The organism is Streptomyces carminius, from assembly GCF_002794255.1.
Taxonomy (GTDB): domain Bacteria; phylum Actinomycetota; class Actinomycetes; order Streptomycetales; family Streptomycetaceae; genus Streptomyces; species Streptomyces carminius.
On record NZ_PGGW01000066.1, the window covers coordinates 83,187 to 108,324 of the forward strand.

The 25,138-nt window shown below is 74.3% G+C and carries 24 protein-coding genes and 1 pseudogene; 12 read left to right on the forward strand and 13 right to left on the reverse strand.

The features are described 5' to 3' along the window. Nucleotides 1–2: 2 nt before the first annotated feature. The 7 genes and pseudogenes from CUT44_RS23550 to CUT44_RS23580 all read left to right on the forward strand — a co-directional run. A pseudogene (locus tag CUT44_RS23550) lies at nt 3–536 on the forward strand (NADH-quinone oxidoreductase subunit J); the annotation flags it as partial. A 218-nt stretch (nt 537–754) separates the two neighbouring features. Further along, nucleotides 755–1,060: an NADH-quinone oxidoreductase subunit NuoK gene (locus CUT44_RS23555; RefSeq protein WP_100203933.1), complete on the forward strand. Its 306-nt coding sequence runs from the start codon at nt 755–757 to the stop codon at nt 1,058–1,060. Then, nucleotides 1,057–2,955, forward strand: coding sequence for a proton-conducting transporter transmembrane domain-containing protein (locus CUT44_RS23560; protein ID WP_100203934.1), 1,899 nt, complete (start codon nt 1,057–1,059; stop codon nt 2,953–2,955). The genes CUT44_RS23555 and CUT44_RS23560 overlap by 4 nt, the downstream gene beginning before the upstream one ends. A 2-nt stretch (nt 2,956–2,957) precedes the next feature. Beyond that, a complete protein-coding gene (locus CUT44_RS23565; protein ID WP_100203935.1) occupies nt 2,958–4,445 on the forward strand; it encodes a complex I subunit 4 family protein in 1,488 nt (495 codons plus the stop codon). 6 nt (nt 4,446–4,451) lie between these two features. Next, nucleotides 4,452–5,933 (forward strand): NADH-quinone oxidoreductase subunit N, encoded by a 1,482-nt coding sequence (locus tag CUT44_RS23570; RefSeq protein WP_100203936.1) that lies wholly within the window; start codon nt 4,452–4,454, stop codon nt 5,931–5,933. Between the two features lie 59 nt (nt 5,934–5,992). Further along, the gene (locus tag CUT44_RS23575) at nt 5,993–7,186 is read left to right on the forward strand and encodes a damage-control phosphatase ARMT1 family protein (RefSeq protein ID WP_100203937.1); all 1,194 of its coding nucleotides are present in this window, start codon (nt 5,993–5,995) and stop codon (nt 7,184–7,186) included. 181 nt (nt 7,187–7,367) lie between these two features. Continuing rightward, a complete protein-coding gene (locus CUT44_RS23580) occupies nt 7,368–8,111 on the forward strand; it encodes an eCIS core domain-containing protein (protein WP_100203938.1) in 744 nt (247 codons plus the stop codon). A 43-nt stretch (nt 8,112–8,154) separates the two neighbouring features. On the opposite strand, the gene CUT44_RS23585 is transcribed toward CUT44_RS23580, so the two are convergent. The 11 genes from CUT44_RS23585 to CUT44_RS23635 form a co-directional block, all read right to left on the reverse strand. After that, entirely contained in the window at nt 8,155–9,141 is a 987-nt protein-coding gene (locus tag CUT44_RS23585; protein ID WP_100203939.1) for a Rossmann-fold NAD(P)-binding domain-containing protein, read from the reverse strand. A gap of 105 nt (nt 9,142–9,246) precedes the next feature. Then, nucleotides 9,247–9,969: a VOC family protein gene (locus CUT44_RS23590; protein WP_100203940.1), complete on the reverse strand. Its 723-nt coding sequence runs from the start codon at nt 9,967–9,969 to the stop codon at nt 9,247–9,249. A 180-nt stretch (nt 9,970–10,149) separates the two neighbouring features. Next, the gene (locus tag CUT44_RS23595) at nt 10,150–10,767 is read right to left on the reverse strand and encodes a TOPRIM nucleotidyl transferase/hydrolase domain-containing protein (RefSeq protein WP_100203941.1); all 618 of its coding nucleotides are present in this window, start codon (nt 10,765–10,767) and stop codon (nt 10,150–10,152) included. A 90-nt stretch (nt 10,768–10,857) separates the two neighbouring features. Next, the gene (locus CUT44_RS23600; protein ID WP_100203942.1) at nt 10,858–11,568 is read right to left on the reverse strand and encodes a cation diffusion facilitator family transporter; all 711 of its coding nucleotides are present in this window, start codon (nt 11,566–11,568) and stop codon (nt 10,858–10,860) included. Beyond that, the gene (locus CUT44_RS23605; protein ID WP_100203943.1) at nt 11,565–11,954 is read right to left on the reverse strand and encodes an ArsR/SmtB family transcription factor; all 390 of its coding nucleotides are present in this window, start codon (nt 11,952–11,954) and stop codon (nt 11,565–11,567) included. Before CUT44_RS23605 ends, CUT44_RS23600 begins: the two co-directional genes overlap by 4 nt. A gap of 197 nt (nt 11,955–12,151) precedes the next feature. Continuing rightward, nucleotides 12,152–12,520 (reverse strand): PIN-like domain-containing protein, encoded by a 369-nt coding sequence (locus CUT44_RS23610; RefSeq protein WP_233221598.1) that lies wholly within the window; start codon nt 12,518–12,520, stop codon nt 12,152–12,154. Beyond that, on the reverse strand, nt 12,510–13,166 hold the full coding sequence (locus CUT44_RS23615; protein WP_100204063.1) for a DUF433 domain-containing protein: 657 nt from the start codon (nt 13,164–13,166) through the stop codon (nt 12,510–12,512). Before CUT44_RS23615 ends, CUT44_RS23610 begins: the two co-directional genes overlap by 11 nt. Before the next feature lie 22 nt (nt 13,167–13,188). Continuing rightward, nucleotides 13,189–14,160 (reverse strand): hypothetical protein, encoded by a 972-nt coding sequence (locus CUT44_RS33205; protein WP_158239655.1) that lies wholly within the window; start codon nt 14,158–14,160, stop codon nt 13,189–13,191. Nucleotides 14,161–14,444: 284 nt separating this feature from the next. Next, nucleotides 14,445–14,660, reverse strand: a complete 216-nt coding sequence (locus CUT44_RS23625) for a DUF397 domain-containing protein (protein WP_100203944.1) — start codon at nt 14,658–14,660, stop codon at nt 14,445–14,447. A gap of 69 nt (nt 14,661–14,729) precedes the next feature. Beyond that, a complete protein-coding gene (locus CUT44_RS34230) occupies nt 14,730–14,864 on the reverse strand; it encodes a DUF397 domain-containing protein (RefSeq protein WP_100203945.1) in 135 nt (44 codons plus the stop codon). Then, nucleotides 14,806–15,735 carry a helix-turn-helix domain-containing protein gene (locus tag CUT44_RS23635; RefSeq protein WP_100204064.1) on the reverse strand — a complete coding sequence of 310 codons (930 nt, stop codon included), beginning with the start codon at nt 15,733–15,735 and terminating at the stop codon, nt 14,806–14,808. Before CUT44_RS23635 ends, CUT44_RS34230 begins: the two co-directional genes overlap by 59 nt. 170 nt (nt 15,736–15,905) lie before the next feature. Between CUT44_RS23635 and CUT44_RS23640 the strand changes: the two genes are divergently transcribed. The 3 genes from CUT44_RS23640 to CUT44_RS23650 all read left to right on the forward strand — a co-directional run bounded on the left by CUT44_RS23640 (nt 15,906) and on the right by CUT44_RS23650 (nt 18,675). Next, on the forward strand, nt 15,906–16,406 hold the full coding sequence (locus CUT44_RS23640; RefSeq protein WP_408646784.1) for an ATP-binding protein: 501 nt from the start codon (nt 15,906–15,908) through the stop codon (nt 16,404–16,406). Nucleotides 16,407–16,520: 114 nt separating this feature from the next. Continuing rightward, a complete protein-coding gene (locus CUT44_RS23645; RefSeq protein WP_100203946.1) occupies nt 16,521–17,723 on the forward strand; it encodes an NAD(P)/FAD-dependent oxidoreductase in 1,203 nt (400 codons plus the stop codon). A gap of 10 nt (nt 17,724–17,733) precedes the next feature. Continuing rightward, nucleotides 17,734–18,675 carry a sigma-70 family RNA polymerase sigma factor gene (locus CUT44_RS23650; RefSeq protein WP_100203947.1) on the forward strand — a complete coding sequence of 314 codons (942 nt, stop codon included), beginning with the start codon at nt 17,734–17,736 and terminating at the stop codon, nt 18,673–18,675. A gap of 77 nt (nt 18,676–18,752) precedes the next feature. Here CUT44_RS23650 and CUT44_RS23655 read toward each other — a convergent pair whose 3' ends face one another. Both CUT44_RS23655 and CUT44_RS23660 read right to left on the reverse strand, forming a co-directional pair. After that, nucleotides 18,753–19,280, reverse strand: coding sequence for a DinB family protein (locus CUT44_RS23655; protein ID WP_100203948.1), 528 nt, complete (start codon nt 19,278–19,280; stop codon nt 18,753–18,755). Nucleotides 19,281–19,368: 88 nt separating this feature from the next. Further along, on the reverse strand, nt 19,369–19,995 hold the full coding sequence (locus CUT44_RS23660) for a DUF1707 SHOCT-like domain-containing protein (protein WP_100203949.1): 627 nt from the start codon (nt 19,993–19,995) through the stop codon (nt 19,369–19,371). A gap of 269 nt (nt 19,996–20,264) precedes the next feature. Between CUT44_RS23660 and CUT44_RS23665 the strand changes: the two genes are divergently transcribed. Beyond that, a complete protein-coding gene (locus CUT44_RS23665; protein WP_100203950.1) occupies nt 20,265–21,266 on the forward strand; it encodes a pectate lyase family protein in 1,002 nt (333 codons plus the stop codon). 199 nt (nt 21,267–21,465) lie between these two features. Beyond that, on the forward strand, nt 21,466–25,020 hold the full coding sequence (locus CUT44_RS23670; RefSeq protein ID WP_158239656.1) for a substrate-binding domain-containing protein: 3,555 nt from the start codon (nt 21,466–21,468) through the stop codon (nt 25,018–25,020). The last annotated feature ends 118 nt before the right edge of the window (nt 25,021–25,138 follow it).

The following is a 25,138-nucleotide window of genomic DNA, read 5'->3' on the forward strand; positions in this document are numbered from 1 at the left end:
AGGTGCAGACGGCGCTGTTCTGTGTGCTGGCCGCGGTGGCCGTCGCCTCGGGGGCCGCGGTGTTCGTGGTGGACTCCATGGCCCGGGCCACCTATGCCCTGGCCTTGTCGTTCGTCGCCGTCGGTGCCTCGATCCTGCTGCTGGACCTGGCCTATCTCGGCGTGGTGACGGTGCTGATGATGGTGATGGAGATGGCGATCATGGCTGTCTTCATGATCATGTTCATGATGAGTCCGGCCGGCTTCATGCCGATGTCGATGCTGCACAACAAGCGGGGGGCGCTGGCCATCTCGGGCGGGGTCTTCCTGGCGCTGGGCGCGCTGGCGCTGCTCGTCCCGTGGCCGGAGCGGCGGGGCACCGTACCCGCCGATCCGACCCGTGCGGTGGGCGAGGGAGTCATGGGCTCGAAGATGCTGGTGATGATCGGTGTCAGCGCGGTGCTGTTCACCACCATCGTGGCGGCCCTCGTCCTGGCCACCGCCCGCGGCCGGTACGACGGTGACGGTGCGGAAGCCGCGGGCCGCGACCCGCACGACGGCCACGGGAAACCCGGTGGCCACGACGGCCGCGGCCACCACGAAGACCGCGGCAGCCGCGGCGGCCACGGTGGAGACCACAGCGGTCGCGCCGGCGACCACGGCGGCCACGGCGACCACGGCGGCCACGGCGGCCACGGTGACCACGGCGACCACGGTCACCGAGGCGGCGGGGACCGCGGCACACCCGCGGCCCCCCGGCCGGAGGGAGGCGGCGCATGACGCTGGAGCTGTTCCTGCTGCTGGCCGCGGCGCTGTTCGCCGTCGGCCTGTACGGGGCGCTGAGCCAGCAGTCTGTCGTGATGGTGATGATGGGCCTGGAGTTGATGATCAACGGCGTCATCGTGGCGGCGGCCGCCTTCTGGTACTTCCTCGCCCCGGCGGCCCCGGACGGGCAGGTCTTGGTGCTGGTGGTCATCGCGGCCATGACCGTGGACATGGCCATGGGCTTCGCCGTGGTGACCCTGCTGTTCCGCGCGAAGGACGCCGACATGACCGACATGGCCGCGGAGCTGGAACGATGAGCACGGCGAGCGCGCTGCTGTGGGCCGTGATCCTGCTGCCCGCCGCGACCGGGGGTGCCATGGCCCTGTCCGGCGGCGGACGCCATACGGCCGGGACGTACGACCGCCCCGGCGGCGCCGGCCGTACCGCGCCCGCCGTCGCCGTGGCCGTCGCGGCGGCCACCCTCGCCCTGGCGGTCGCCGCCGCCGCCGTCCGTCCCACCGCGCGGACCGGCTTCGTGGCGGGCGGACCGCTGGAACTGGCGGTGGACGGACTCTCCGCCGTGGTGGTCGTGACGGTCGCGGCGGCCGGTCTGCTCGTCCTGGTCTTCGCCGCAGCCGCCATCCGCACCGAACGGCCGCGGTTCTTCGGACTGATGCTGCTGTTCACCGCCGCGGTCCTGGTCACCGCCACCGCCACCACCCTGACGGCCCTGCTGCTGGCCTGGGAAGTCATGGGCGCCGCCTCGTACGCGCTGATCGCCTTCCACTGGCGGGAGAACGCCCCGGTGGCGGCCGGTACAACCGCCTTCCTCACCACCCGCGCGGGCGACCTGGGGCTGTACCTGGCCGCCGGAGCCGCCCTGGCCGGGACCACGGCGGGCACCGGCGCCGAACGGCTCGCCCTGGACACCCTCGCGGACCTGACCGGCCCGTGGCTCCACCTGGCCGCCGCCGGTGTGCTGCTGGCCGCCTTCGGCAAGGCCGCCCAGCTCCCGTTCTCCTTCTGGCTGTCGAAGGCGATGCTCGGCCCGAGCCCGGTCAGCGCCCTGCTGCACTCGGCCGCCATGGTGGCCATGGGCGGCTACCTGCTGCTGCGGCTGCGCCCGCTGCTGGAGTCCGCCGGCTGGGCGGCCGGGGCCGCGGCGTGGGGTGGTGCGCTCACCGCGCTCGCGTTGGGCGCGGTCGCCCTCGCCCAGCGCGAGCTCAAGCAACTGCTGGCCGCCTCCACCAGCGCGCAGCTCGGCTTCGTCGTGCTGGCCGCCGGGGCGGGGAGCGTCGCCGGTGGCACCGCCCACCTCGTCGCGCACGCGGCCGTCAAGTCCCTGCTGTTCCTGGCCGCCGGGGCGTGGCTGGCGGCACTGGGCACCGATGGCCTGCGGGAACTGCGCGGGGCCGGCCGCCGGGACCGGGCGGTCGGCCTGCCGTTCGCCGTGGGAGTGCTCGCCCTGGCGGGTGTGCCGCCCCTGTCGCTGTGGGCCACCAAGGACGAGATCCTGGCCGCCGCCGACTCTCCGGCGCTGTACGGGGTGGTGCTGGCCGCCGCCGTCCTGGCGTCCCTGTACGCGGGCAAGGCGATCGGCCTCCTGCTGGGACCGGGTCCCGAACCGTCCGCCGAGGCCGGAGAGAAGCGGCGGGAGCGGACCGCCGGACCGCTCCGGACCGTGCCCCTGGCGGTCCTCGCCGTCGGCGCCGCCGCCCTCGGCGCCCTCGCCCTGCCGCCGCTCGCCCACGAGGTGAAGGAGGCTGCCGGCGCCACCGGCGAGCCCTCGGCCGGCGCCGCCACCATGCTCACCACCGCCGCCCTCGCCCTGGCCGCGACCGCGACCGCCGCCGCCCTCGCGCCGCGCCTGCCCGAACCGGCCTGGGCCCGCGCCTGGCTGTATCTGGAGGCGGCCGCGCACACGGTCGCCGTACGCCCCGCCCTGGCCGTCGCGCACGCCCTGGCCCGGTTCGACGACGCGGTCCTGGACCGGGCCGTCACCGGTGCCGCCGCCGCGGTACGGCGCCTGGCGTCCTGGACGGAGACCGCCGACCGCTCGGGCGTGGACCGTGCCGTGCGGGGCGTCGCCGCCGGCGCCCGCCGGCTCGGCGAGTGGGCGCGCCGCCCGCAGACGGGCCAACTCCACCAGTACTACGCCCAGGCACTGGTCCTGCTGGCCGCCGCCGTCGTCCTGCTCCTGCTGCTGAGGTGAGCATGCTCTCGCTGACCGTCTTCCTCCCGCTGGCCGCCGCCGTCGTCCTGCTGGCGTGGCGCGGCCTGCCCGACGCCGCCGCGCGGTGGCTGTGGGTGGCGGTGTCGGCGGCGGAAACGGCGCTGGTGGCCTGGCTGTGGGCGACGTACGACGGCCCCGGCATCGGCCACGAGACCGACCGGCCCTGGATCCCCGGCGCGGGCGCGGGCTACCACATCGGCGTCGACGGGCTCTCCCTGCCGCTGCTCGCCCTGGCCGCCGTCGTCTTCCTCGCCTGCGCGGTGTACTCGCTGCGCGGACAGCGTGACCTCCGCCGCTTCGCGGCCCTCTTCCTGTTCCTGGAGACCACCTGTCTGGGACTGTTCGCCGCCCTGGACCTGATCCTGTTCTTCGTCTTCTTCGATCTGTCCATCGTCGGCATGTACCTGATCATCGCCGGCTGGGGGCACGGCGGGCAGGCCGCCCGCTCGGCGCTGAAGTTCTTCCTCTACACCTTCGTCGGTTCCCTCGCGCTGCTACTGGGCTTCATCGGCCTGTACGCGGCCTCGGACCCGCACACCTTCGACATCACCGAACTGACCACCGACCCACCGCTCCGGGGCGGCGGCGCGGCGGGCCCGCTGGTGCTGCTGGCGATCGCGGTCGGCCTGGCGGTCAAGACCCCCGTCTTCCCCTTCCACACCTGGCTGCCCCCGGCCCACACCGACGCCCCCGCCGCCGGGTCGGCCGTCCTGGCGGCGATCCTGCTGAAGATGGGCACCTACGGCTTCGTGCGGATCGCCCTGCCGATCCTGCCGGACGCCTGGCGCGCCTACGCGACGGTCTTCGTCGTCGTCGGCGTCGTCTCCGCCCTCTACGGCGCGCTGGTCGCGCTGGCGCAGCGCGACTTCAAGCGGATGGTCGCCTACACCAGCGTCAACCACATGGGCTACGTACTGCTCGCTCTCGGAGCCGCCGGGCTGGTCGCCGGAACCGACGAGGCGGCCCGCGCCACCGCCGTCACCGGCGCGATCGTCCAGATGGTCAGCCACGGGCTGATCACCGGGGCGCTGTTCCTGCTGGCGGGTGTACTGATGGACCGCGGCGGCAGCTACGACATGGACGCCTGGGGCGGACTGGCCGGACCCCTGCCCCGCTTCGCCGCGCTGACTGCCGTCGCCGCCTTCGCGAGCCTGGGCCTGCCCGGCTTCAGCGGCTTCCTCGCCGAGTTCCAGATCTTCGCCGGCAGCCTGGGCGCCGCACCGGTGGCCACCGCCCTGGCCCTGCTGGGCATCCTGATCACCGCCGGGCTGTTCCTGCGGGCACTGCACCGGCTCCTCCTCGGCCCCCGGCGCGGCCCCCGGCCCGTCGAGGCGGACCTGCGCCCCGCCGAACTGCTGTCCGTCGCGCCGCTGCTGGCGCTGTCGCTGCTCATCGGCGTCCTGCCCCGCTGGTTGCTGGACATGATCGAGCCCGCCGCCCGTACGGTCGTCGACCTGGTCGCGCGGTGAGTGGTGATGCACAAGGACCCCCTCGCCCTCGTCCCCGAGATCCTGCTGCTGCTCGGTGCCGTCGTCACCCTGCTGACCGGCTCCTTCCTGCCGCGCGGACGGCAGTGGATCGCCCGCGCCGCGGCCGCGGCCGCGCTCGTCGGCTCCTTGGTCGCCGCCGCGCTCGCCGCCCCCGGCACGGACCGCACCGTCTACGCCGGCACCTACGCCCTGGACGGCGCGACCGACGCCGTCCGCGTCGTCGTCCCCGCCGCCGCGCTCACCGTCCTGGCGCTGGCCGGCGGGCGGGTGCGCGGCGACCGGCGGGAAACCGAGTTCTGCGTGCTGGTGCTGCTCGGCTCGCTCGGCAGCGTCCTGCTGGCGGGCGCCTCCGACCTGCTGCTGCTGGCCGTCGCCTATCTGCTGGCCTCCATCCCGCTGTACGCGCTGGCGGGCTGGGGCCGCGACGCGCGCGGCGCCGAGGCGGCGCTGAAGCTCTACCTGCTCGGCGTGCTGCTGGGCATCACCATGCTGCTGGGCACCGCCGTTCTGTACGGGCTGGGCGGCGCCACCGACTACGCCACCCTGGCCGACGGGCTCGACGGCGCGCCCCGGGCGGCCCTGGTGGTCGGGACGGTGGCGCTGCTGGCCGGACCGCTGTTCAAGGCGGGCGCGGTCCCCGCCCACTTCTGGGTGCCCGACGCCGCGTCAGGGGCGACGGTGCCGGCCGCCGCGTTCCTCACGACCGTCCCCAAGATCGGTGCCCTGGTCGCCCTGTACCGGGTGCTGACGGTCCTGCCCGAGCAGGCCGCCGACTGGCGGCTGCTGCTCGCCGTCCTGGCGGCGGCGAGCATGACGCTGGGCAACCTCGCCGCCTTCGCCCAGACCGATCCGCTGCGGCTGCTGGGCTACTCCACGATCAGCCAGGTCGGCTATCTGCTGATGGCCCTGGCCGTCGTGGAACGCGCCGACGCCCTGCGCGCCCTGCTGCTGTACCTGGCGGCCTACGCCGCCACCAACCTCGGCGTGTTCGCCGTCGCCGCCGCCCTGCCGCGGCTGCGCACCCTCGCCGCGTACCGAGGGCTGGGACGGCACCGCCCCTGGCTCGCCGCCGCCCTCACCGTCTGTCTGTTGGGGCTGGTGGGCACCCCGCCCACGGCGGTGTTCACGGGCAAGCTGACGGTCTTCTCCGCCACCTGGGACGGCGGAGCGGCCTGGCTCGTGGTGGTCGCCGCCGTCAACACCCTCGCCAGCCTCTTCTACTACCTGCGCTGGATCGCGCCTGCCCTGTCCGTCGGCGCCCCCGGCCCGCGCCCGGAGCCTGCGGAGAACGGAGACGGTGAGGACGACGGGGGAGACGGGCACGAGGGGCACGGGCAGACGGCCGCCACGGCCGTGCCGGAGCGCTGGGCGGCCGGTACGGCACTGGCCGCGGCAGCCGCCACCCTTGTGCTCGGGGCGGGGGCGGGGTGGGTGCTCTCCCTGCTCTCCGGCACCCTGGTGCGGTGAGCCCCGAGCCCGAGCCCGGACCCGACCGACAGGCACCACCGCCGGAGGACCGCCACACCATGTCCCAGACCGCCGCTGACGCCCCCGTCATCACCGGTGACCGGCCCGGCTCCTTCCCCCGGAGCGTGCTGGCCGAGCGGCACCCGGCGCTCATCGGGCAGGTCCGCGCCGCCTTCCCCTACGGCCCGGCACAGCACCGGGCGCTCGACGCGCTGTTGCGGGAGTGCGCCGAAGGCGTGATCGAACCGCCCGGCCCGGCCGCGCACGACCTGGACCGCTGGCGGGAGTGGGGACTGGACGAGCACACCGGCCGGTCCTGGTACGAGGTGCCGTTCCTGTGGGCGGAGAGCTTCTTCTACCGCCGCCTCCTGGAAGCGGTCGGATACTTCGGACCGGGCCCCTGGCAGGGCGTCGACCCGTTCCGCCCCTTCAAACTGGCTGAGCTGCGCACCGACGAGACGGCGGCCGAACTGGCCGCCCCCGACCGGCTCGCCCCGCTCCCCGCCGAGGAGCGGGGCCGGGCGCTGCTCCACGGCAGCCTCTGGGGCAACCGCGCGGACCTCGGCTTCCGCCTGGACGCGGGCAACGGCGGGGCGGCGGACGGGCCCGGACACCCCGGCGCCCCGCTGGTCGCGGACGACTCGGCGGCGCTGTGGTCGCTGCTGCCCGCCGGGGGACCCGGCACCGTCCACTTGATCGCGGACAACGCCGGACGCGAGCTCCTCGCCGATCTCCTCCTGATCGACCACCTGCTGCGCCACCGGCACGCCGGACACGTCGTGCTGTACGTCAAGCCGTACCCGTACTACGTCTCCGACGCCACCACCGCCGACGTGGTCGACGCCCTGCGCCGCCTACGGGAGGCCGGCGGCGCCGCGGGGGCGGCCGGCGAACGGCTGTGGGAGGCGATGGGGCACGGCCTGCTCGACGTCCGCACCCACCCCTTCTTCTGCGCCCCGTTGCCGTACGCCGACCTGCCCGGCGACCTGCGCGAGGAATTCGGGCGGGCCACCGTGACGGTGGTCAAGGGCGACCTGAACTACCGCCGCCTGGTGGGCGACCGGCACTGGTCCGCGACCACCCCCTTCACCGGGCGGACGGCGTACTTCCCCGGACCGGTGGCCGCCCTGCGCACCCTGAAGTCCGACGTGGCCGTCGGCCTCGGCGCGCGGACGGAGGCCGCGCTCACCGCCGAGCACGGCCACCGGTGGCGCACCGGCGGCACCCACGCGCTGATCCAGGTGCGGTCCTGAGGAGTGCGGCGCGCGGCGGTACGGCACTCCGCCGGCCCGCGCCGAACAGACCCGTCAAGGCGAGTACAAATGCTGCCCGTTCGGGGAGCGACAGGCGCCCACCCGCCGGGTGACACTGTGGGCCCGAGTGCCCCGGTGCGCATCCCCGGGCGACGGCGGCACCGAGCGGAGGGTTGCTCGCATGCGATTCGAGGAGAAGTCCGAGGCACCGGGCCCGCACCGGGACCGAGCACCCTCGTCCCGGCCGCACCAGGCCTCCCGGCAGGACGCGCCCGAAGCCGCGACACCCCACCCGCGGTCCCCTGCCGCACTGACCGCGCTGCAACGCGCGGCCGGCAACGCCGCGGTGGTCCAACTGCTGGCCGAACAGGAACAGGAACAGGGTCAGGGACACCAGGAACACCGGCACGGCGCGGAGTGCGGCCACCAGCCGCCGGTACAGCGCTCCACGGTCGAGGAGGTGCTGCGCTCGCCCGGCGCTCCCCTCGAACCCGCCAAGCGCGCGGAGATGGAGACCAGACTGGGAGCCGACTTCTCCGCGGTCAGGATCCACACCGACGCGGTGGCCCAGCGCTCCACGGCCGAGCTGAGGGCCAGTGCCTGGACCTCCGGCAACGACATCGCCGTCAGCCGGAAGGACATCGACGACCACACGCTCGCGCACGAGCTCGCCCATGTGATCCAGCAGAGCTCGGGCCCGGTGGACGGCACGGTCGGACCCGACGGGGTGCGGGTGAGCGATCCGGACGACCGGTTCGAGCGGGAGGCCGAGGCCACCGCGGCACAGGTGATGGCCGCTCCGCTCCCCGAGGTGGGGCCCGCCCCGGCGGACGGCTCCCCGGGCCCGGCCGACACCGGGACCGCCGTACAGCCCGCCCGGCACACCGCCGGACAGCCGGAACACGACCCGGACGGCGACGGCTGACCCGGGCCGGGACGAATCCGGCACCGGACACGCGCCCCGGCCGTCAGCCCAGGGCGTCGAGCAGTTCCCGCTCGCGCCGGGCGCTGAGGCCGGCACGCCTCGCCCGGTCCAGGCCCTGCCCGCGCTCCCAGCGCAGCGTGTCGGCGAGCAGGTCCGCCCGGGGCCGGTGCCGGAGCCCGGCGGCGCGCGCCGCCGACCCGCTCCGGGCCGAGAACCCCTCCCAGCCCGGCTCGACCAGCCACATCGGCAGTGACTCCGGCCCCATGTACTCGGCCACGCCGTGGGCGAGCAGCCATGCCGAGTCGGCGGTGACCACCGGGCCGGTGTGCCCGCCGACGGCACGGGACAGTTCGATCCACTCCCCGAACGGGACGACCGGACCGACGGCGTCGTACGTGCCAGTGAGCCCCCGCTCCGCGGCGTCCAGCAGCCAGGCGGACAGGTCGCGCACATCGACCACCTGGGTCGGTGCCGCCGGTGTGCCGGGAACCAGCATCGGCCCCCGCGGATCACGCGCGGCACGGGCCACCCAGTAGCCGGAGCGCCCGGTGTGATCGCCCGGCCCGCCGATGAGACCGGCGCGCGCGGTGAGGAGGCGGTCGCCCACGACGGCCGCCGACGCCTGCTCGCAGGCGACCTTCGCCTCGCCGTACACCGAGCGGTCGGCCTCACCGCGGTCGGTCGGGGCGAGGAGGGCTGCGGACTCGTCCGCACCCGGCGTGGCGCGGGAGGCGTAGACGCTGGCGGAGGAGACGTAGGTCCAGTGCCCGGCCTCTCCGCCCAGCGCGCGGAGGGCCCCGCGGACGAAGTCCGGCTGCCAGGACACCTCGAAGACCGCGTCCCAGCCGCGGCCGAGCAGCGGTGCGTACGCCGAGGGACCGCGCCGGTCACCGGCCACCAGCACCGCTTTGTCCGCGACCGCACCGCTCTCACCGCGCGCCAGGCACGTCACCCGGTGGCCGCGCTCGACCGCCTGCCGGGACAGCTCCCGGCCCACCCACGCCGTTCCGCCCAGAACCAGGATCTCCATCCCGCCATCCAAGCACCGCGAACCTCCCGGCGGACCCGGAGCGCTGAGCTCCGCCCACTTGAAGAATCCCCCCGGCACCGGGCGGCCGCATCCGGACCGGCCGTGTCACCGGGAGGTCAGGACACGGAATTCGTTGCCGTCGGGATCGGCCATCATCGTCCAGGCGGCCTCGTCCTGGCCGGTGTCGATCCGGGTCGCCCCGAGGGAGACGAGACGGTCGGTCTCCGCGCGCAGATCACCGTGGGCGGGGAGAGCGAGATCGAAGCGCAGCCGCTCCCTCCCGGTCCTCGGCATCAGCGGCGGACCGCCCCAGGTGATCTTCGGGCCGCCGCGCGGCGAGCGGATCGCGGTCTCCTGGTCCTGGTCCCAGACCAGCGGCCAGCCCAGCGCCCGGCTCCAGAAGTACCCGACCTCCTGCGTACCGTCGCACGCGAGCGCTCCGATGAATCCGCACCCGGCGAGGAAGTCGTTGCCCGGCTCGATGACGCAGAACTCGTTGCCCTCGGGGTCGGCGAGCACCACATGGTCCTCCTCCGGGCGCTGACCGATGTCGATGTGCCGGGCGCCGAGTCCGAGCGCTCTCGCCACCGTCTCCTGCTGGTCTTCCAGTGACGTGCTCGTCAGATCGAAGTGCATCCGGTTCTGGCCGGTTTTCCGCTCCCGGGCCGGAAGAAAACGGATCCGGAGCCCGGTGTCGTCGCCAGGCGGAAGCACGATGCCGTCATAGGGGTCGCCGGTCGGCTCCCGGCCCAGGAGGCCGCCCCAGAAGTGCGCGAGAAGGGGCGGGTCGTTCGCGTCGAAACAGAGTGCGTGGAGGTGAGAAGTCATCCTTCGGTGTCTCCGATCCGCCGGCCCGCTGCCCAGCCCGCCGATCGGGCAGGGCAGTCCACCGGCAAGAAGGTCTTCGTCCGGGTTGTCGCGGGAGCCTGTCCGGGCCGCTCTCCGGCCGGCTCGCCGGCGACCCGCGTTCGGCCACCGCCGTCACGGAAGTCCTCCCCACCCGCCACCTCACAGGCTCGCGAGGAGGTCGTCGAGCGGGGCCGGTGCCTGTCCGGGGCCGAGGGCGTCGACGAGGAGGCGGCCGTAGCGGATCTTGCGGCCCTTCTTCGTCCCGAGGAAGCGCCGCAACTGCCGCTGCCGGGACCGGCCGTGCTGTGCGGGCTGGCACAGGAAGGTCTGCCAGGCGCGGCCGTCGTCCCCGGCCCGGACGATCTCCTCGACCCTCGACGTGCCCAGCGCGCGGATGAGCTCGTCCTCCAGGTCCGCCACGCACACGAAGAAGCCCCGGCGTGGTGCCCGTGCCCGCTCCAGGCCGCGGTCGTAGAAGCGCCGCTCGCGCTCGTCGCACAGCCCGGCCAGGCCCAGCCCGAGACCGGGCGGCCCGAGGAGGGCGGCGTAGCGGCCGACGTTCATCGCCCCACCCATGGACATGACGCACATACCCTCGGCGGCCAGGTCCCGGCCGTGCCGGGCGGCCAGTGCCTCGACGGCCGCGAGGTCGCTCAACCCCTCCAGCAGCACCGCCGTCCGCACCCCCAGTCGCGCGGCCAGCTCACTCGCCGGCCCGCCGGGACCGCCGGCCGCCCAGCCGCCGACCGCGTCCCGGAACGCCCGCATCTCCGCCATGGGGCGAGTCTGCACCCGAACCGACGGCACGGCACGGGATTATTCGACGCCCGCTCCGGGGCGGCGGGGGCGCGGTCGCGGCGGGGGCGGTCAGTCGCAGCCGTCCGGGCACGACGACGCCGTGCCGCTCGCGGCGGGCTCCTCGCCGTCCTCGCAGCCGTCGTCGCAGACGAGTTCGCCCTCCCACGCCTCCCGGCCCTCCATGACCGCGAAGGCGGCGATGACGAATCCGGCGACCGGGTCGATCCAGGTCCAGCCGAAGGCGGCGAAGGCGAGCAGTCCGGCGAAGGTGGACACCGACAGCCAGGCGCACAGTCTGGTCTCGGACGCGTCGGCGACGACCAGACGGGAGTTCATCTCGCGTCCGGCCCTGCGCTTGACCATGGCCAGCCACGGCATGACCACGATCGACACGCCGGTCAGGGCGATGCCCACGGGTGAGGTGTCGGGCTTCTCGCCGACCACGAGGCTGCGGACGCCCTCGACGGTGACATAGGCGGCGAGCGCGAAGAAGGTGAGCGCGATGAACTTCAGGGCCTTGCGTTCCTTGGCCTCGTCCGGTTCACCGCCCTTGATCTCCGCGAGCAGCCGCACCAGGACCACGGTGGCGGCGGCGACCTCGATGCCGGAGTCGATGCCGAAGCCGATCAGGGAGACCGCCCCGGCGACGGCACCGGCGGAGACGGCGACGACGCCCTCGACGAGGTTGTAGCCGATGGTGAACTTCGCGTAGCGCACCGCGCGGTGCGCCGCCGGACCGGTCACGTCCGGCGTGGTGCCGGTGGCGGGCGTCGTGCTCATCGGGCGGACTCCTCGGGAGTGGTGGCGCGGGTGCCGTAGGCGGGGCACAGGTCGACGGCCTCGCCGGTGGCGGCGAGCAGTTGCTCGGCGGCGGCCAGCAGGTCCAGCAGCTCGGGACGGGCCAGCGAGTACAGCGAGGCCCGGCCGACGGGGCGGGAGGTGACCAGTCCGCAGTCGCGCAGGCAGGACAGGTGCGCCGAGACCGTGGACTGCGCCAGCCCCACACAGGCGACCAGGTCCGTCACCCGCGCCTCCCCCTCGGCGAGGCGCCGCAGGATCGCCAGCCGGGCCGGGTCGCCCAGCGAACGGAACAGGGCGACCGCCGCCGACGGCGCTCCGCAGGAGGTGGAGGCCGTGGGACCGGCCTCCGTGTCATTCATCGTCATAGGACGATGATAGCTGTCGTAACAGATGGCATCGATGGGGGTCGTTGTATCGGGAGACCGGATCGGGCGGGCGCGGTCGGCGACCCCGCTTGCCGTGCACCGCAATGCTTCCGCGAGCTCCCGGCTCTGCTACCGGCCTGCGGTGTGGCGCTCACGCCTGCTCGGAGGCCGGACGGGTTTGTCAGGGCCAGGTGCGTTCAATGCGGTCGCGCCGCACGGCATAGGCGGCCGGCCCACCCTTGTCGACGGCCCGGTGAATGGCGGCACGGTGTGTCGAACCGTTCGACCATTTCGATGCTGCGGAGCTGCTGGTTGTCGAGGTAGAAGAGGACTGCGTCCCGCTCCAGAACAGGACGGATCTCCAAGTCCCGTGTCTTGATCCGGCCGTCCTTCGACAGGGGTACCCAGGACCGGTCGAGTCCGTAAGCGATCCACTCCTCGTCGGGAATGTCCTGTGCGTCCACCGGAAAGACGTCGTTGATGCGGTGGACCGTCCATCCCCGCACCCTCAGTTCCTCGGCGACGCGGCGCCCGGGATTGCGGTCGAGGAAGAACTCAGGCCGCAAGGCGCACCGCGGCACGACACAGGGCATCGACCTGTTCGGGGGTCATGCCGAAGTCATAAGCGATGTCCTCGACGGACTCCCCGGCCTCCCACAGGTCGGTGATGGCCTTGACCGCGACGCGGTTGGCGGCCACGACGGGCAGGCCGTGGCCGAACCTGGGGTCGATCACCACGGGAATCGAGTCCGGGTACTGCCGCAGTCGCAGGCTGGTGGGGAAGTCGTCGTCCGCCTCCCAGGACAGATGGCGCAGGTGGTCGGAGACGACCTCGTGGATGAGGGCCTGCCCGTCCCGGATCCGGCGCAGATCGCCGAAGCCATGCTCGACGAAGATGTCCACACCATCCGTCGCGATCCGTTTGGACACCAGGCCGTGGGGGGTGCCGAAAGCCTCTCGCACGGCTGCTGCGGCCTCCCTGATCTCGCTCATCCGCAGTCCGAGGGAGCGCAGCGACCGCAGGACGTGGGCCTCGGCCACGGCGACGAACGGGACCGAGGGCTGTCCCTTCCGTGCCGGTTCCACCTGGTGCACCAGAGGAGCTCCGGCAGCCTTGTCCCTGAGCCAGGAGGCAAGGGTGGACGAGGAAATCTGGAGGTGGGAGGAGGTCTCCGCAGGAGTCAGCAGCCCGGCCGCGAATCTGTCGACCATCATCGACTTTCCGCCGCGCTGCTCAGCAGGCCGCACGCAGCGTCTCCGGTGCCGTGCCCTCGGCGTGCTCGGCGTGCTCGGTGCGGCAGTCGCGGCAGAGGCCGGGGGCCGCCGCGCGGAAGGCGCGGTCGCAGCCGTCGCAGGTCTGGAAGGGCAGGACGACCGGCTTCGCAGGGGTCGGGACCGGGACGGGCGTGGGCGGGGGCGTCTCGCTGAGGCGGAAGGCCAGGATGCGGGCCGGGCGGGCCACCAGACGGACGGGGAGCGCGGTGGTCAGCAACTCGGTGAGGTGGGCCGGGGTGACGCCCGCCGCGAGCCAGCGGGTGACGGCCGGGGCGAGCCGGGCGGTCTCGGTCCCGGAGAGGACCAGCCGGGCGTCGACGCCGCGCAGCGCGGCGAGGACGGCGACCGCGCGCGGGTCGGCCTCGGAGAGGGAGGCGGAGGGCGGCGACGGGGGAGGCGGTACGGCCGGTCCCTCCGGGGCGGCCGCCGGTGCGGGGCGGGGCGCCGTGGTGCTCTGCTTCGGCGCCGCCTGCGGCCGGGAGCGCTGACGGCGGCGTCGGCGCGGTGCCGGCGGGTCGGGCTCCGGGTCCGGGTCCGGGTCGGGGCCTGGGCCGGGATCGGGCGCGGGCCCGGCGCCCTTGCCGGGCGGCACGTCGTAGAAGAAAGTCCGGGTGCGGATGCGGCCGTCCGGCCCGCGCTCGCGGCGGCGCTCCAGATAGCCCGCCTCCTCCAGTTCGCGCAGGGCGCGGGAGATGAGGATCTCGCCCTCGGAGAAGTGCTCGCACAGGGCGGAGATGCTCACGGGAGCCCCGTCGGGCAGGGAGGCGATGTAGGCCGCGACACCGAGGGTGATCGCGCTGCCGGGGCGCTGGGCGAGGGCGTTGGCGAGGACGGTGAAGTCGGCGTTCTGCCGCGTGGAAATGTGAATCACCCCGGCGATCGGGATTCCGGTACGGGCGCGCGAGAGCGCGCTAAACTGCGCGTCAGCCATGAGGGAAGGTCTCTTCTTCCTGATTGGTGAGGCCCTCGTTCGGGATTCGCGGTCCCGGCCGGGGGCCGTACTTTTTTACGCTTGGTTCGGTGAACGTAACCGCCCGTGACTCCCGCCCGCAACCCGGTCACCCGCACGGGTGACGGGTCGTCAGGCGGTGCGGGGGAGGGTGGGTGGGTGGTTCTTTCCCTCAGGTTCTTTGGGGGAGTTCGTGGCCCGCCGGTCCCTCGCGGATGGGGGACCGGCGGGGCCGGAGCACCGATACGCGCCGGTGCCCGGCGCGCTCAGATGCGGTGACCGGCCTTCAGTTCGGCCGTGAAGGCGGCCCAGGAGGTGGCCGGGAAGGCGAGGACGGGGCCGTCAGGGGTTTTGCTGTCGCGGACGGGGATGTGGGTGGGGGAGCCGTCGGCCACCTCCACGCAGTTTCCGCCCGCCTGGTTGCTGTGGCTGCTTCTGCGCCAGACGGCGCCGCCGAGTTCGGGACGGGAGATTCGAGGCATGGTGATCGCCCTCCGATAGGAGCCGGACATGCGGAACGCCGGGCCCTCGTGAGCGAGGACCCGGCGGGATCAGGCGCGGTGAGCGGTCTTCAGCTCGCCTATGAAGGCGGCCCAGGAGGTGGCCGGGAAGGCGAGGACGGGGCCGTCAGGGGTTTTGCTGTCGCGGACGGGGATGTGGGTGGGGGAGCCGTCGGCCACCTCCACGCAGTCGCCGCCCGCCTGGTTGCTGTAGCTGCTTCTGCGCCAGACGGCGCCGCTGAGTTCGGGACGGGGTGCTCGAATCACGGTGGTAGCCCTCCATCGCGGACCGGATCATGTCGAGCGACATGAGCGGGGGCAGCGCTGCCGCCCGCAGCCGATCGTAGATCTCCGAGTAGCGCCTGACATCCGCCGGTTCCTCGACGAGCTGGCCGAAGTCCGCGCCTTCCTTGTAGACGGCCTCCGAGCCGTCCGGCAGCTCAAGTACCGTCAGGGAGCCGCCCATCGCCTCGTGCCCGCCCTCCTCGAACGGCAGGATCTGTACCGTGATGTGGGGTTCGGTGGTGACCTCCAGCAGTCGGGTCAACTGCTCACGCATGACGGCCGGGCCGCCGACGGGCCGCCGCAGCACCGCCTCGTCCAGGATGATCCACAGCCCGGGGCGGTCGGGCGAGTGGAGCCGCATCTGCCGGTCCAGCCGGGCGCTGACCCGCTCCTCCAACTGCGCCTTGCCCTTAAGCATCACATCCAGGCTCAGCACGGCCCGGGCGTAGTCCTCGGTCTGGAGCAGACCCGGCACCACGTGTGCCGCGTACTCCTTGATGGCGACCGCCTTCGCCGCGTGGGACATGAACGCCCGCGACCAGTCGGGGAACGTCTCGCGGTAGACGTACGGCCACAGGTCGACCAGCAGACTGTCGGCGCGCAGCGCCTCGTCCAGGCGGCGGGCCAGGTCCAGGGTCGGTCTGGCGCCGCAGGCCCGCTCGATCTGGGCGATGCGGCTGCCGACCACGTACGCCTTCTCGCCCAGTTCCGCCTGGGTCAGCCCGGCGGCGTCGCGGAGTCTGCGCACCCGTGAGCCGAACAGCGCCGCCATGGACGAGCCGGGATCGAATTCCTTGGCCACAACTCAACTCCCCTTCTTAACGGCCGGAGGGTAATGCCCCGTCACCTTCCGCAGCGTAGGCCGGACAGCGGACTCTTGGGTACAGAACGTAGTGATCCGCACACGCTGCGGATCGAACGGACATGTGAGGAAGCCCCGCCGTGCCGAGGACCGCCAACACGCCCCCCGCCACCCCCGAACCGTCCGCCGCCGACTATGGGCCGCCGGTGTTCGCGATGGACTTCACCGCCTCGCCCAAGGGCGCGCGGCTCGCGCGCCGGGTGGCGGTGCGGCGCCTGGGGGAGTGGGGCCACCCGCCGGAGTCGGACGTCTCGTGCACCGTCTCGCTGCTGGTGGGGGAGCTGGCCGCCAACGCGGTACGGCACGGCGGCGGTTCCGGCTCCGGTGCCGCGCCCGGCCGGGAGTTCCGGCTGCGGCTGGTGCACGAGGCGGGGGCGGGACTGCTGCGGGTCGAGGTGTCGGACGACTCGCCGCTGTGGCCACCCGCCGTTCCGGCCCTGCCGTCCGGCGAGGAGGAGTCGGGGCGCGGTCTGTTCCTGGTGGACGTCCTGGCCGACTGCTGGGGCGTGGCGCCGTGCGAGCCGGCCGGGAAGACGGTGTGGGCCGAGGTGGCGGCGCGGCCGCCCCTCCGCCCGGTGTGAGCGCGGCACCGCGCGGGCGCCTCGGGGCCCGTGACCCGCGTCACATCCGGCTCCTGTCAGCAATCGGGGCGCCGTCCCGTTCAGGGGGTACGCGAACGAGACAGGAGCAACGCCATGAAGCACCGCATCGTCGTACTCGGCGCCGGGTACGCCGGAGCCTTCGCCGCCGGCAGCCTGGCCCGCCGACTCTCTCCCGCCGACACCGAGATCACCCTCGTCAACGCCGTGCCCGAGTTCGTCGAGCGGATGCGGCTCCACCAGCTCGCGGCCGGCCGGGACCTCGCGTTCCGCGGGCTCGCCGACATCTTCGCGGGTACCGGGGTGCGGCTGCGCCTGGCGCGCGTCACCGGTGTGGACCCCGAGCGCAGGACCGTCGCCATGACCGGCGAGGACGGCGACGGGGAGCTCGCGTACGACACGCTCCTCCACACGCTCGGCAGCTCCGTCGCCCACCACGGCGTCCCCGGCGCGGCCGAGCACGCCTTCGACGTGACCGGCCGGTCCTCGGCGCTGCGGCTGCGCGAGCGCCTGGCCGCGCTGGGCGCGGGCGGCACCGTGCTGGTCGTCGGCGAGGGGCTGACCGGCATCGAGACCGCCACCGAGCTCGCCGAGTCCCGGCCCGATCTCTCGGTCGCGCTCGCCGCCCGCGGGGGGCCGGGCGCCTGGCTCTCCCCGGGAGCCCAACGCCACCTGCGCCGGGCCTTCGACCGGCTCGGTGTCGCCGTCCACGAGCACACCGGCATCGAAGCCGTCGAGCCGGACCGGGCGATCGCCGCCGACGGCAGGTCCGTCCCGGCCGAGGTGACCGTGTGGGCGGCCGGGTTCGCGGTGTCGCCCGTCGCGGCCGCCAGTGGTCTGGAGGTCACCGGGACCGGTCAGGTGGTCGTCGACCGCACCATGCGCTCGGTCTCGCACCCGGACGTCTACGCCGCCGGTGACTGCGTCCACGCGATCGGCGAGAACGGCCGGCCGCTGCCGATGTCCTGCGCCTCGGCGGGCTTCACCAACATGCAGGCGACCGCCGCGATCATCGCGCGCCTGACGGGCCGGGAGGTCCCGGCCACTGAGCTGAAGTACTACGGCAACCACATCAGCCTCGGACGGCGGGACGCGATCTTCCAGACGGTGGACGGGGACGGCCGGGCGAGGTCCTGGTACCTGGGCGGCCGTACCGCCGCGCGGTTCAAGGCGGGCGTGCTCAAGGGGGCCGGATGGGGCACCGCCCACCCGACCTTCGGCATGCCGACACGCAGGCGCCGCCTGGCCGCCGCACCGGACCGGGCCGGTACGGCGGCCGGTGCGCGGACCGCCGCCTAGGCTGCCCCGCGTGGACAGCGCAGCCGTCGATCGGTTCGAGGCCGGCCGGGGCCGGCTGACCTCCCTCGCGTACCGTCTGCTCGGTTCGGCCGCCGACGCCGAGGACGCCGTGCAGGACGCGTTCCTGCGCTGGCAGGCCGCGGACCGCGAGCGGATCGAGGTGCCGGAGGCGTGGCTGACCAAGGTCGTCACCAATCTCTGCCTCGACCGGCTCCGCTCCGCGCAGGCGCGCCACGAGCGGGCGGCCGGCGCCTGGCTGCCCGAGCCGCTCCTGGAGGGCGATCCGATGCTCGGCCCGGCCGACACCGTCGAGCAGCGCGAGTCGGTGTCGCTGGCCGTGCTGACCCTCCTGGAGCGCCTCTCGCCGGTCGAGCGGGCCGTCTACGTGCTGCGTGAGGCCTTCTCGTACCGCCACGCCGAGATCGCCGGGATGCTGGGCATCACCGAGTCGGCGAGCCAGCAGCACGCCCACCGGGCCCGCGCCCGGGTCGCCGCCCGGCGCCGCGGCGGCGACCCGGGCGGCGACCCCGCGTCCGCGCGCCGGGTCGTCGAGGAGTTCCTCGCCGCCGCCACCTCGGGGCGCACCGAACGGCTGGTGGCGCTGCTCACCGACGACGTGACCGCGGTCTCGGACGGCGCCGGACTGAGCAGGCGGCTGCTGCGGTACACGACACCCGAACGGGTGGCCTCCCTCGTGCGGGCCGGTTTCAGGATCACCCCGGCGAAGCGGCGGCTGGCCGGCGGCTCGCCCGCGATGCACATCGGGCTGGTCAACGGCTCCCCGGCCGCCCTCGCCGTGGTCGGCGGCCGGATCGTGGGCGTCGTGGTGTTCGAGGTCGACGGCGGAAAGGTCGCGTCCCTGCACGGCGTCGCCGCCGCGGACCGGCTCACACGCCTCAACGAGGCCTGGCGGCGGCACGAACCCGGCGCGCCGTCCGTCGACACCTGGTGACCGGAGCCGCCGGGAGCCGGTGACCTGGCCCGGGGCGCCGCTGTGTGCCGGTGCCTCACGGGTGGCTCACAGGTGTCTCAGGGGCCGGTGGCGCCGTCGATGCGCTCCCGGAGCAGGTCCGCGTGGCCGCAGTGGCGGGCGTACTCCCCGGTCAGGTAGGTCAGTATCCAGCGCAGCGAGACCTCGCGGAAGCCGAGGAACCCGGCCGACCGCTCCGTCAGCGTCGTGATGTCGTCCAGCGAGCGGCCGGCGGTCAGTTCGCGGCCCCGCTCGACCTCCGCACGCCAGACGGCCAGCGCCTCGTCCATTCCGCGCCCGGGGACGAGGCCGAAGCCGTCCGTGCCCGTGTCCTCGTAGACCAGCGGCACGTCCAGGCCGGCGAATATCACCTGGAACCAGTTGCGTTCGACCTGCGCCACATGCTGGACCAGGCCCAGCGGCGTCATCGACGACGGCGGCACCGAGGCCGTGCGCACCTGCGCGTCGTCGAGCCCCGAGCACTTCCGTGCCAGGGTCGCGCGGTAGAACTCCAGCAGGCCCTCCAGCGTGGCGCGCTCGTCGGCCCGTCCGGGGGCGATGGGGCGTCCGTCCTGTGTGGTGTTCATCGGGGCTCTCCTCCGTGGGTACCTCGGCCTTCGAGGCTGGGGCACCCACCGGGGGAGCCACTGCGACCTCGGTGAACACTGCGGCGAATCAGTGCAGTTGACCCCGTGCCGGATTGCTCTGCAGCTTGCGCCGTTCCCAGCGGTTGGGGTGGCGGACGACCACTCCCGCCATGCCGCCGGATCCGGTGAGCCGGATCAGGGGAGTCCCCGGGAGCCGGTCGGGGGTGGTCTTGTCCCGCAGGCCGCCGATGCCGGAATCCATGCCGCCGGTGTCCACGGCCCAGCCGTCGGGGACGACGATCGTGACACCGGCCGCCTCCCCGTACGCCTCCACCGCGATCTCCGGGAGACGGCACTCGGCCCGGGTGAAGTCGATCTTCACACCTCCCAGACCCCCGTGGGCGATCACGCGCCCGGGGACCTCCCAGCGCCCGGGGCCTCGTGACGTACCGTGCAGACCGCCTTTGAGTACCAGCGGCGGCCGGCTCTCGGGGGGATCGGCCCTCGGCAGGTCGGCGGTCAGGGCGGCCAACTCGGCGTAGGTCTTGGACGTCAGCGCCCGTTCCAGGCGCGAGTCCAGCTCATCGAGATCGATCCGCCCCTCGGCGGCCGCGTCGCGCAACTGCTCCACCACCGCTTCCCGGTCGTCGTGAGAGGCACGGAGCTCTCCCGACGGAACGTGGTGGGGGGAGGGCTCTGAGGGCTGGGCGGTCATGGCCACAAGGATAAGCAGCCGGCGGACCGGACGGACCGGGGTTGTGGGTCTCGAACGCTGTCCAGCCCTCTCACCCGCGGCCGGTCCTTCCCCGTGCCCGCCCGTGCTCCGGTCCGCGGAGGGGCTCCGGCGGGTGCGCGCGCCATAGTCCACACGGTCCCCGGCATCGTCCACAGGAATCTTCCTACCCTCGAACCGAGTCGCCGCGCGGACCAGCACGTACTCACGCATGCGTGCCCAGTAGATCCCCCCACCGGACGGAGTACCCCATGCGCAGGACGAGCGCACGGTTCAAACTGATCAGTTCCGCGGCCGTGATGGCCGCCGCGGTGACCTTCACCGGCGTCACCGCGTTCAGTGGTTCGGCCGCGGAGACCGGGAACACCGGGCACACCGGGAGCGATGCGCGGGCCCCGCGTCCCGTGGCGGCGAACCAGCCCGTCGGCTTCGGCGCGGGCACCACCGGCGGCGCGGGCGGTGCCACCGTCACCGTGTCGAACGCGAGCCAGTTCACCGAGGCGGTGCAGCGTGACGAGCCGCTGGTGGTCCAGGTCGACGGGACCGTCAACCTGAGCGACATGACCAAGGTGGCGTCGAACAAGACCGTCGTCGGCGTGGGCACCGCCGGAAGGATCACCGGCAGCGGCCTGAACATCAGCAAGGTCAGCAACGTCATCATCCGGAACCTGTCCTTCTCCGGTTCGGACGACGACGCGATCAACGTCCAGTACGCCACCCGGGTCTGGATCGACCACAACGACATCTCGAACGCCAACGACGGCGCCCTGGACATCAAGCGGGCCTCGGACAACATCACCGTGTCCTGGAACCGCGTGCACGACCACGACAAGAGCTTCCTGCTCGGCCACTCCGACGGCAACGGCGGCGAGGACTCCGGGAAGCTGCGGGTGACGTACCACCACAACTGGTTCGACGGCACCAACCAGCGCCACCCCAGGGTGCGTTTCGGCAACCCCGTCCATGTGCTGAACAACTACTACAGCGACATCGGCAGCTACGGCGTCGCCTCCACCGAGAACGCCGGCGTGCTGGTGGAGGGCAACTACTTCGAGAACGTCGAGGACCCCTTCCACCTCGGTGAGGGCTCCTCCGACCCCGGTTCCCTCCAGGCCCGGAACAACCACTTCGTCAACTCCGGCCGGGGCGAGACCGGTGGCTCCGTGGCCGCCGTCCCGTACGGCTACACCGCCGACAACGCGGCGAACGTGAAGTCGATCGTGACGGCGGGCGCGGGCGTCGGGAAGATCTGAGCGCGAGCCGGCACGACCCGCACACCGTCCGGGCAGGGCAGGCGCGCCGCCTGTCTTGCCCGGACGCGCACCCGTCGCTATGGTCCTCCGGCCCGGTGAGGGTGTCGCACACGGCAAGGGGGGCTTCTTCGAGCGACGAGCGAGGCAGGCTCCCATGGCTCCTACGGCGGAACACGGACATGGACACGGACCCGTACCGGTGCGGCGGGCGGACGGCGGGAGGCGGGCGGCGCAACGGCCCACCATCGGGCTGGTCACGGCCAACATCCACCTCGGGGTCGGCACCACCCTGTGGTCCGGGGTGCTGGCGGCGGCCGAGCGCCACGACGTCAACCTGGTGTGCTTCCCCGGCGGGCCGCTGAGCCCGGCCGGTGCGCCGCGCACCGCGCTGTACGACCTGGTGGGCCCCGCGCGACTGGACGGTGTCATCTGCTGGACCTCCACCCTCGGTCTGCCCGTCGCCGCCGACGGCGACGAGCGGGCCGCCGGGCTGGTGGCGCGGCTGGCGGGCTTACCGGTCGTCAGCCTCAACCGCGAACTGCCCGGTCACGAGAGCCTGCGGCTCGACAGCCGGGCGGGCATGCGGGCGGCCGTCGGTCATCTGGTGCGCGAGCACGGCCGCCGCCGGCTCGCCTGCGTACGGGGTCCACTGGCCAACCCGGTCTCCCGGGACCGCTACCACGCCTACACCGACGCCCTGGCCCGGCACCGCCTCCGGGGGGACGGTTCGCTGGTCGTCGCCGCGGCGGACTTCGGGGGCGGGGCCGGGGCGGCGGCGATGCGGGTGCTGGTCGACGTCCGGGGGTTGTGCCCGGGCCGCGACTTCGACGCGGTGGTCGCGTGCAGCGACGTCCTGGCCGCCGACGCCCTGCGCTTCCTGACCGGGCGCGGGGTGCGGGTGCCCGAGGACGTGGCGGTGGTCGGCTTCAACGACTCGACGGAGGCCCGGCTGGCCGATCCGCCGCTGACCTCTGTCACCCTTCCCTTCGCCGAGCTCGGCGAACTGGCCGTGGAGACCCTGCTGGCCCGGCTGCGGGGCACCGCGCCCCCCGCGCGCGGCGCGGTGCCGGGCACCCTCGTCGTCCGCCGCTCCTGCGGGTGCCACTCGCCGCTGGTCACCCAGGGGGACGGGCCGGCGGGGCCGGGCGGGCCGGGCAGCGGACCGGAGCCGTCCGGCGACTCGTCCGGGGGGCCCTCCGGCGGGCTGCCGGGGGAACTCTTCCCGGGGCTGCCGGAGCAGGGCGCGGAACTGTCCGCGGCGCTGCGCGCGGATCTCACCGCGGATCTCACCGCGGAATCCGGCGGGGGACCCGGTGGCGCCTTCCTGCGGCTGGTCGAGCGGCTGTCCGGCGAACGGGTCCGCACCGCCGGGGACGCCGCCGACTGGGACCGCGCACTGCTGGGCGCCCGGGAGTCGGCCGTTCCCCGGCTGCCCGCCGGACAACGGACCCGGGCCGAGCGGCTGCTGGGCCAGGCGCGGCTGCTGGTGGCGGACAAGTCCCACCGGCTGCTGGAGTACGAGCGCTGGTCGGAGCAGCAGACCGCCCGACGGCTGCGGGAGCTGGGCACCGCGCTGACCACCGCCGTGGACACGGCGGCGCTCGCCGGGGTGCTGGCCCGCCACCTGCCGGAGACCGGGGTGCCGGGCTGCCGGCTGGTGCTCCACGAGAACGGCGGACGGCCCGGGGACGGCACCGGTCCGGTCCTGGCCCGGGCGGTACCCGCGTACGGCGGGCGTCCCCGCACCGGGCCGGACCCGTACGCCGTGCCCTACCCCGCCGAACTGCTGCTGCCGGACGGGCTGCTGCCGGACGGCCGCCGGTTCACCCTGGTCGCCGAGCCGCTCCACATCGGCGGCGAGCAACTGGGCCTTGCCCTGTTCGACGGCGGGTCCGGGCCGGACGCGGCCGGCCGGGGCGCGCTCTACCGGGCGCTGGGCGACCAGCTCAGCGCGGCGCTCAAGGGCATCCGGCTGTTCGACGAGGTGCGCCGCGCCCGGGACGCCGCCGAGCGGGCCAGCCGTCTGAAGACCCGGCTGCTGGACAACGCCACCGACGAGCTGCGCACCCCGGTGGAGACGCTCCTGCGGCACACCCGGGCCGCCGGAGCCGGTGCCGGAGCCGGTGCCGGAGCCGGTGCCGCCACGGACGCCGGCACCGCGCTGCGCCGTGCGCACGGGGAGGCTGTACGCCTGCTGCGGCTGATCGACGACCTGCTGGACCTGTCCCGTGCCGAGGCCGACACGCTCGACCTGACCCGGCGGCTGCTGGACCCCCGGCCGGTGCTCCTGGCGGCGTTCCACACCGCCGTGCGGTCCCGCCCGGCCGGCACCGACTGGCAGCTCGAGCTGCCCCGTCGGCTCCCCGCCGTCCGGGCCGACCCGGCCCGGCTGCGCCAGATCGTCCTCAGCCTGCTGACCGCGGTGGCCGCCCGGCTGGGCGAGGGCGACCGGCTGCGGCTGGCCGCCGGCGTCCGGCCGGACGGACTGCGGGTCCGGGTGCTCTCGGCGGGCCTGTGCGTCGATCCCGGGGAGACGGAGCACCTCTTCCAGCCCTTCGCCGCCGGGGAGCCCGGCACGCGGCTGGGCCCGGCCGTCGCCCGGCGGCTGGCCGCCCTGCACGGCGGCTCGGTCTCCTACGACCGCGACCGGGCGGGCGGCGGTTTCCGGCTGGACCTGCCCCTGCCCACCCCGGTGGAGCCCGCGGGTCCCGCCACCGGTCCCGCGCCGGGCGCCGCCACCGTGCTGGTCGCCGCGGCGGCCGGACCGCCCCCGGAGGTGGCCGCCCTCGCCCGGCAGTGCGGACTGCGGCTGCGCCGGCTGGACCCGGACGACGAGCCGGCCGCCCTGGTCGAGCGGGACAGGCCGGCCGTGGTCGGCTGGGACGCGGGCGGGGCCCGGCCGCAGGAGTGGTCGGCCGTCCAGCGGCTCCACGACCATCCGGCGCTGCGCCACACCCCCTTCCTGCTCTACGGGCCGGTCCGCGGCGCCGATCTGGGCCAGGCGCTGCGCGAGCTGCGGCCGCCGGGGCCGACCGACCCCGCGGTGGTGGTGGACGCCCGCGCGGCGGACCGCGAGCGGTGGCGGCGGTTGCTGGGCCGGGCGCTGCCCGGCCGTACGGTGCGCGCCGCCGCGGACGGTGCCGCCGCCCTGGCGCTCCTGGGGGAGGACACCCCCGGCCTGCTCGTCGTCCCCCGCGACCTGCCCGGCCCCGGCGCGGACGGCTTCGAGGTGACCGAGGCGGTGTGCGAGGGCGCGGGCCGTGCCGACCTGCCGGTGCTGATGGTCGGCGACCGGGGTTTCACCGCCGCCGACGTGCGCCGCGCCGAGCGGTACCCGAACCTGGTCTTCCTGGGCCGGGACATCCTGACCGACGCCGAGGCCGCCGCCCTGCTGGCCGCCCTGGCCGGGTGTGCCGGACCGGGCGGCTCCTCCCGGCCCCGGGCCCCGGTCCGCCGCGCCGTGGCCTGCCTGGAGCGGCACTACCGGCACCGCCTGACCCGGTGGCAGGTCGCCCGGGCGGCGGGGGTCAGCGAGGACCACCTCAGCAGGCTCTTCCACCGGGAGCTGGGACTGCCGCTGTGGGACTACCTGACCCGGCTGCGGGTCCGGCAGGCCAAGGAGCGGCTGCGGCACAGCGGCGACAGCGTCCAGGCCGTCGCCCGCGCGGTGGGCTTCCACGACCGGGCCTACTTCAGCCGCGTCTTCCGCCGGGTCACCGGGGTCGCCCCGCACGCCTACCGGGAAGTTCCCTGACCTGTTCCGGGGTATCCGAAGCTTTCGCTCCGGTTTGTCCGTGCCGTGATCGGGTTACCCGCTGACCAGTACCGGATCAGGGGCCGGTGTGCCACGGCCGCCGACCCCGCTCACGGAC

Excerpts from the sequence above, each read along its gene's own strand:
- CUT44_RS23555 (WP_100203933.1), top strand. The coding sequence starts at position 755 with ATGACGCTGGAGCTGTTCCTGCTGCTGGCCGCGGCGCTGTTCGCCGTC.
- CUT44_RS23560 (WP_100203934.1), top strand. The coding sequence starts at position 1,057 with ATGAGCACGGCGAGCGCGCTGCTGTGGGCCGTGATCCTGCTGCCCGCC.
- CUT44_RS23565 (WP_100203935.1), top strand. The coding sequence starts at position 2,958 with ATGCTCTCGCTGACCGTCTTCCTCCCGCTGGCCGCCGCCGTCGTCCTG.
- CUT44_RS23570 (WP_100203936.1), top strand. The coding sequence starts at position 4,452 with ATGCACAAGGACCCCCTCGCCCTCGTCCCCGAGATCCTGCTGCTGCTC.
- CUT44_RS23575 (WP_100203937.1), top strand. The coding sequence starts at position 5,993 with ATGTCCCAGACCGCCGCTGACGCCCCCGTCATCACCGGTGACCGGCCC.
- CUT44_RS23580 (WP_100203938.1), top strand. The coding sequence starts at position 7,368 with ATGCGATTCGAGGAGAAGTCCGAGGCACCGGGCCCGCACCGGGACCGA.
- CUT44_RS23585 (WP_100203939.1), bottom strand. The coding sequence starts at position 9,141 with ATGGAGATCCTGGTTCTGGGCGGAACGGCGTGGGTGGGCCGGGAGCTG.
- CUT44_RS23590 (WP_100203940.1), bottom strand. The coding sequence starts at position 9,969 with ATGACTTCTCACCTCCACGCACTCTGTTTCGACGCGAACGACCCGCCC.
- CUT44_RS23595 (WP_100203941.1), bottom strand. The coding sequence starts at position 10,767 with ATGGCGGAGATGCGGGCGTTCCGGGACGCGGTCGGCGGCTGGGCGGCC.
- CUT44_RS23600 (WP_100203942.1), bottom strand. The coding sequence starts at position 11,568 with ATGAGCACGACGCCCGCCACCGGCACCACGCCGGACGTGACCGGTCCG.
- CUT44_RS23605 (WP_100203943.1), bottom strand. The coding sequence starts at position 11,954 with ATGACGATGAATGACACGGAGGCCGGTCCCACGGCCTCCACCTCCTGC.
- CUT44_RS23615 (WP_100204063.1), bottom strand. The coding sequence starts at position 13,166 with ATGGTCGACAGATTCGCGGCCGGGCTGCTGACTCCTGCGGAGACCTCC.
- CUT44_RS33205 (WP_158239655.1), bottom strand. The coding sequence starts at position 14,160 with ATGGCTGACGCGCAGTTTAGCGCGCTCTCGCGCGCCCGTACCGGAATC.
- CUT44_RS23625 (WP_100203944.1), bottom strand. The coding sequence starts at position 14,660 with ATGCCTCGAATCTCCCGTCCCGAACTCGGCGGCGCCGTCTGGCGCAGA.
- CUT44_RS23635 (WP_100204064.1), bottom strand. The coding sequence starts at position 15,735 with ATGGCGGCGCTGTTCGGCTCACGGGTGCGCAGACTCCGCGACGCCGCC.
- CUT44_RS23645 (WP_100203946.1), top strand. The coding sequence starts at position 16,521 with ATGAAGCACCGCATCGTCGTACTCGGCGCCGGGTACGCCGGAGCCTTC.
- CUT44_RS23655 (WP_100203948.1), bottom strand. The coding sequence starts at position 19,280 with ATGAACACCACACAGGACGGACGCCCCATCGCCCCCGGACGGGCCGAC.
- CUT44_RS23660 (WP_100203949.1), bottom strand. The coding sequence starts at position 19,995 with ATGACCGCCCAGCCCTCAGAGCCCTCCCCCCACCACGTTCCGTCGGGA.
- CUT44_RS23665 (WP_100203950.1), top strand. The coding sequence starts at position 20,265 with ATGCGCAGGACGAGCGCACGGTTCAAACTGATCAGTTCCGCGGCCGTG.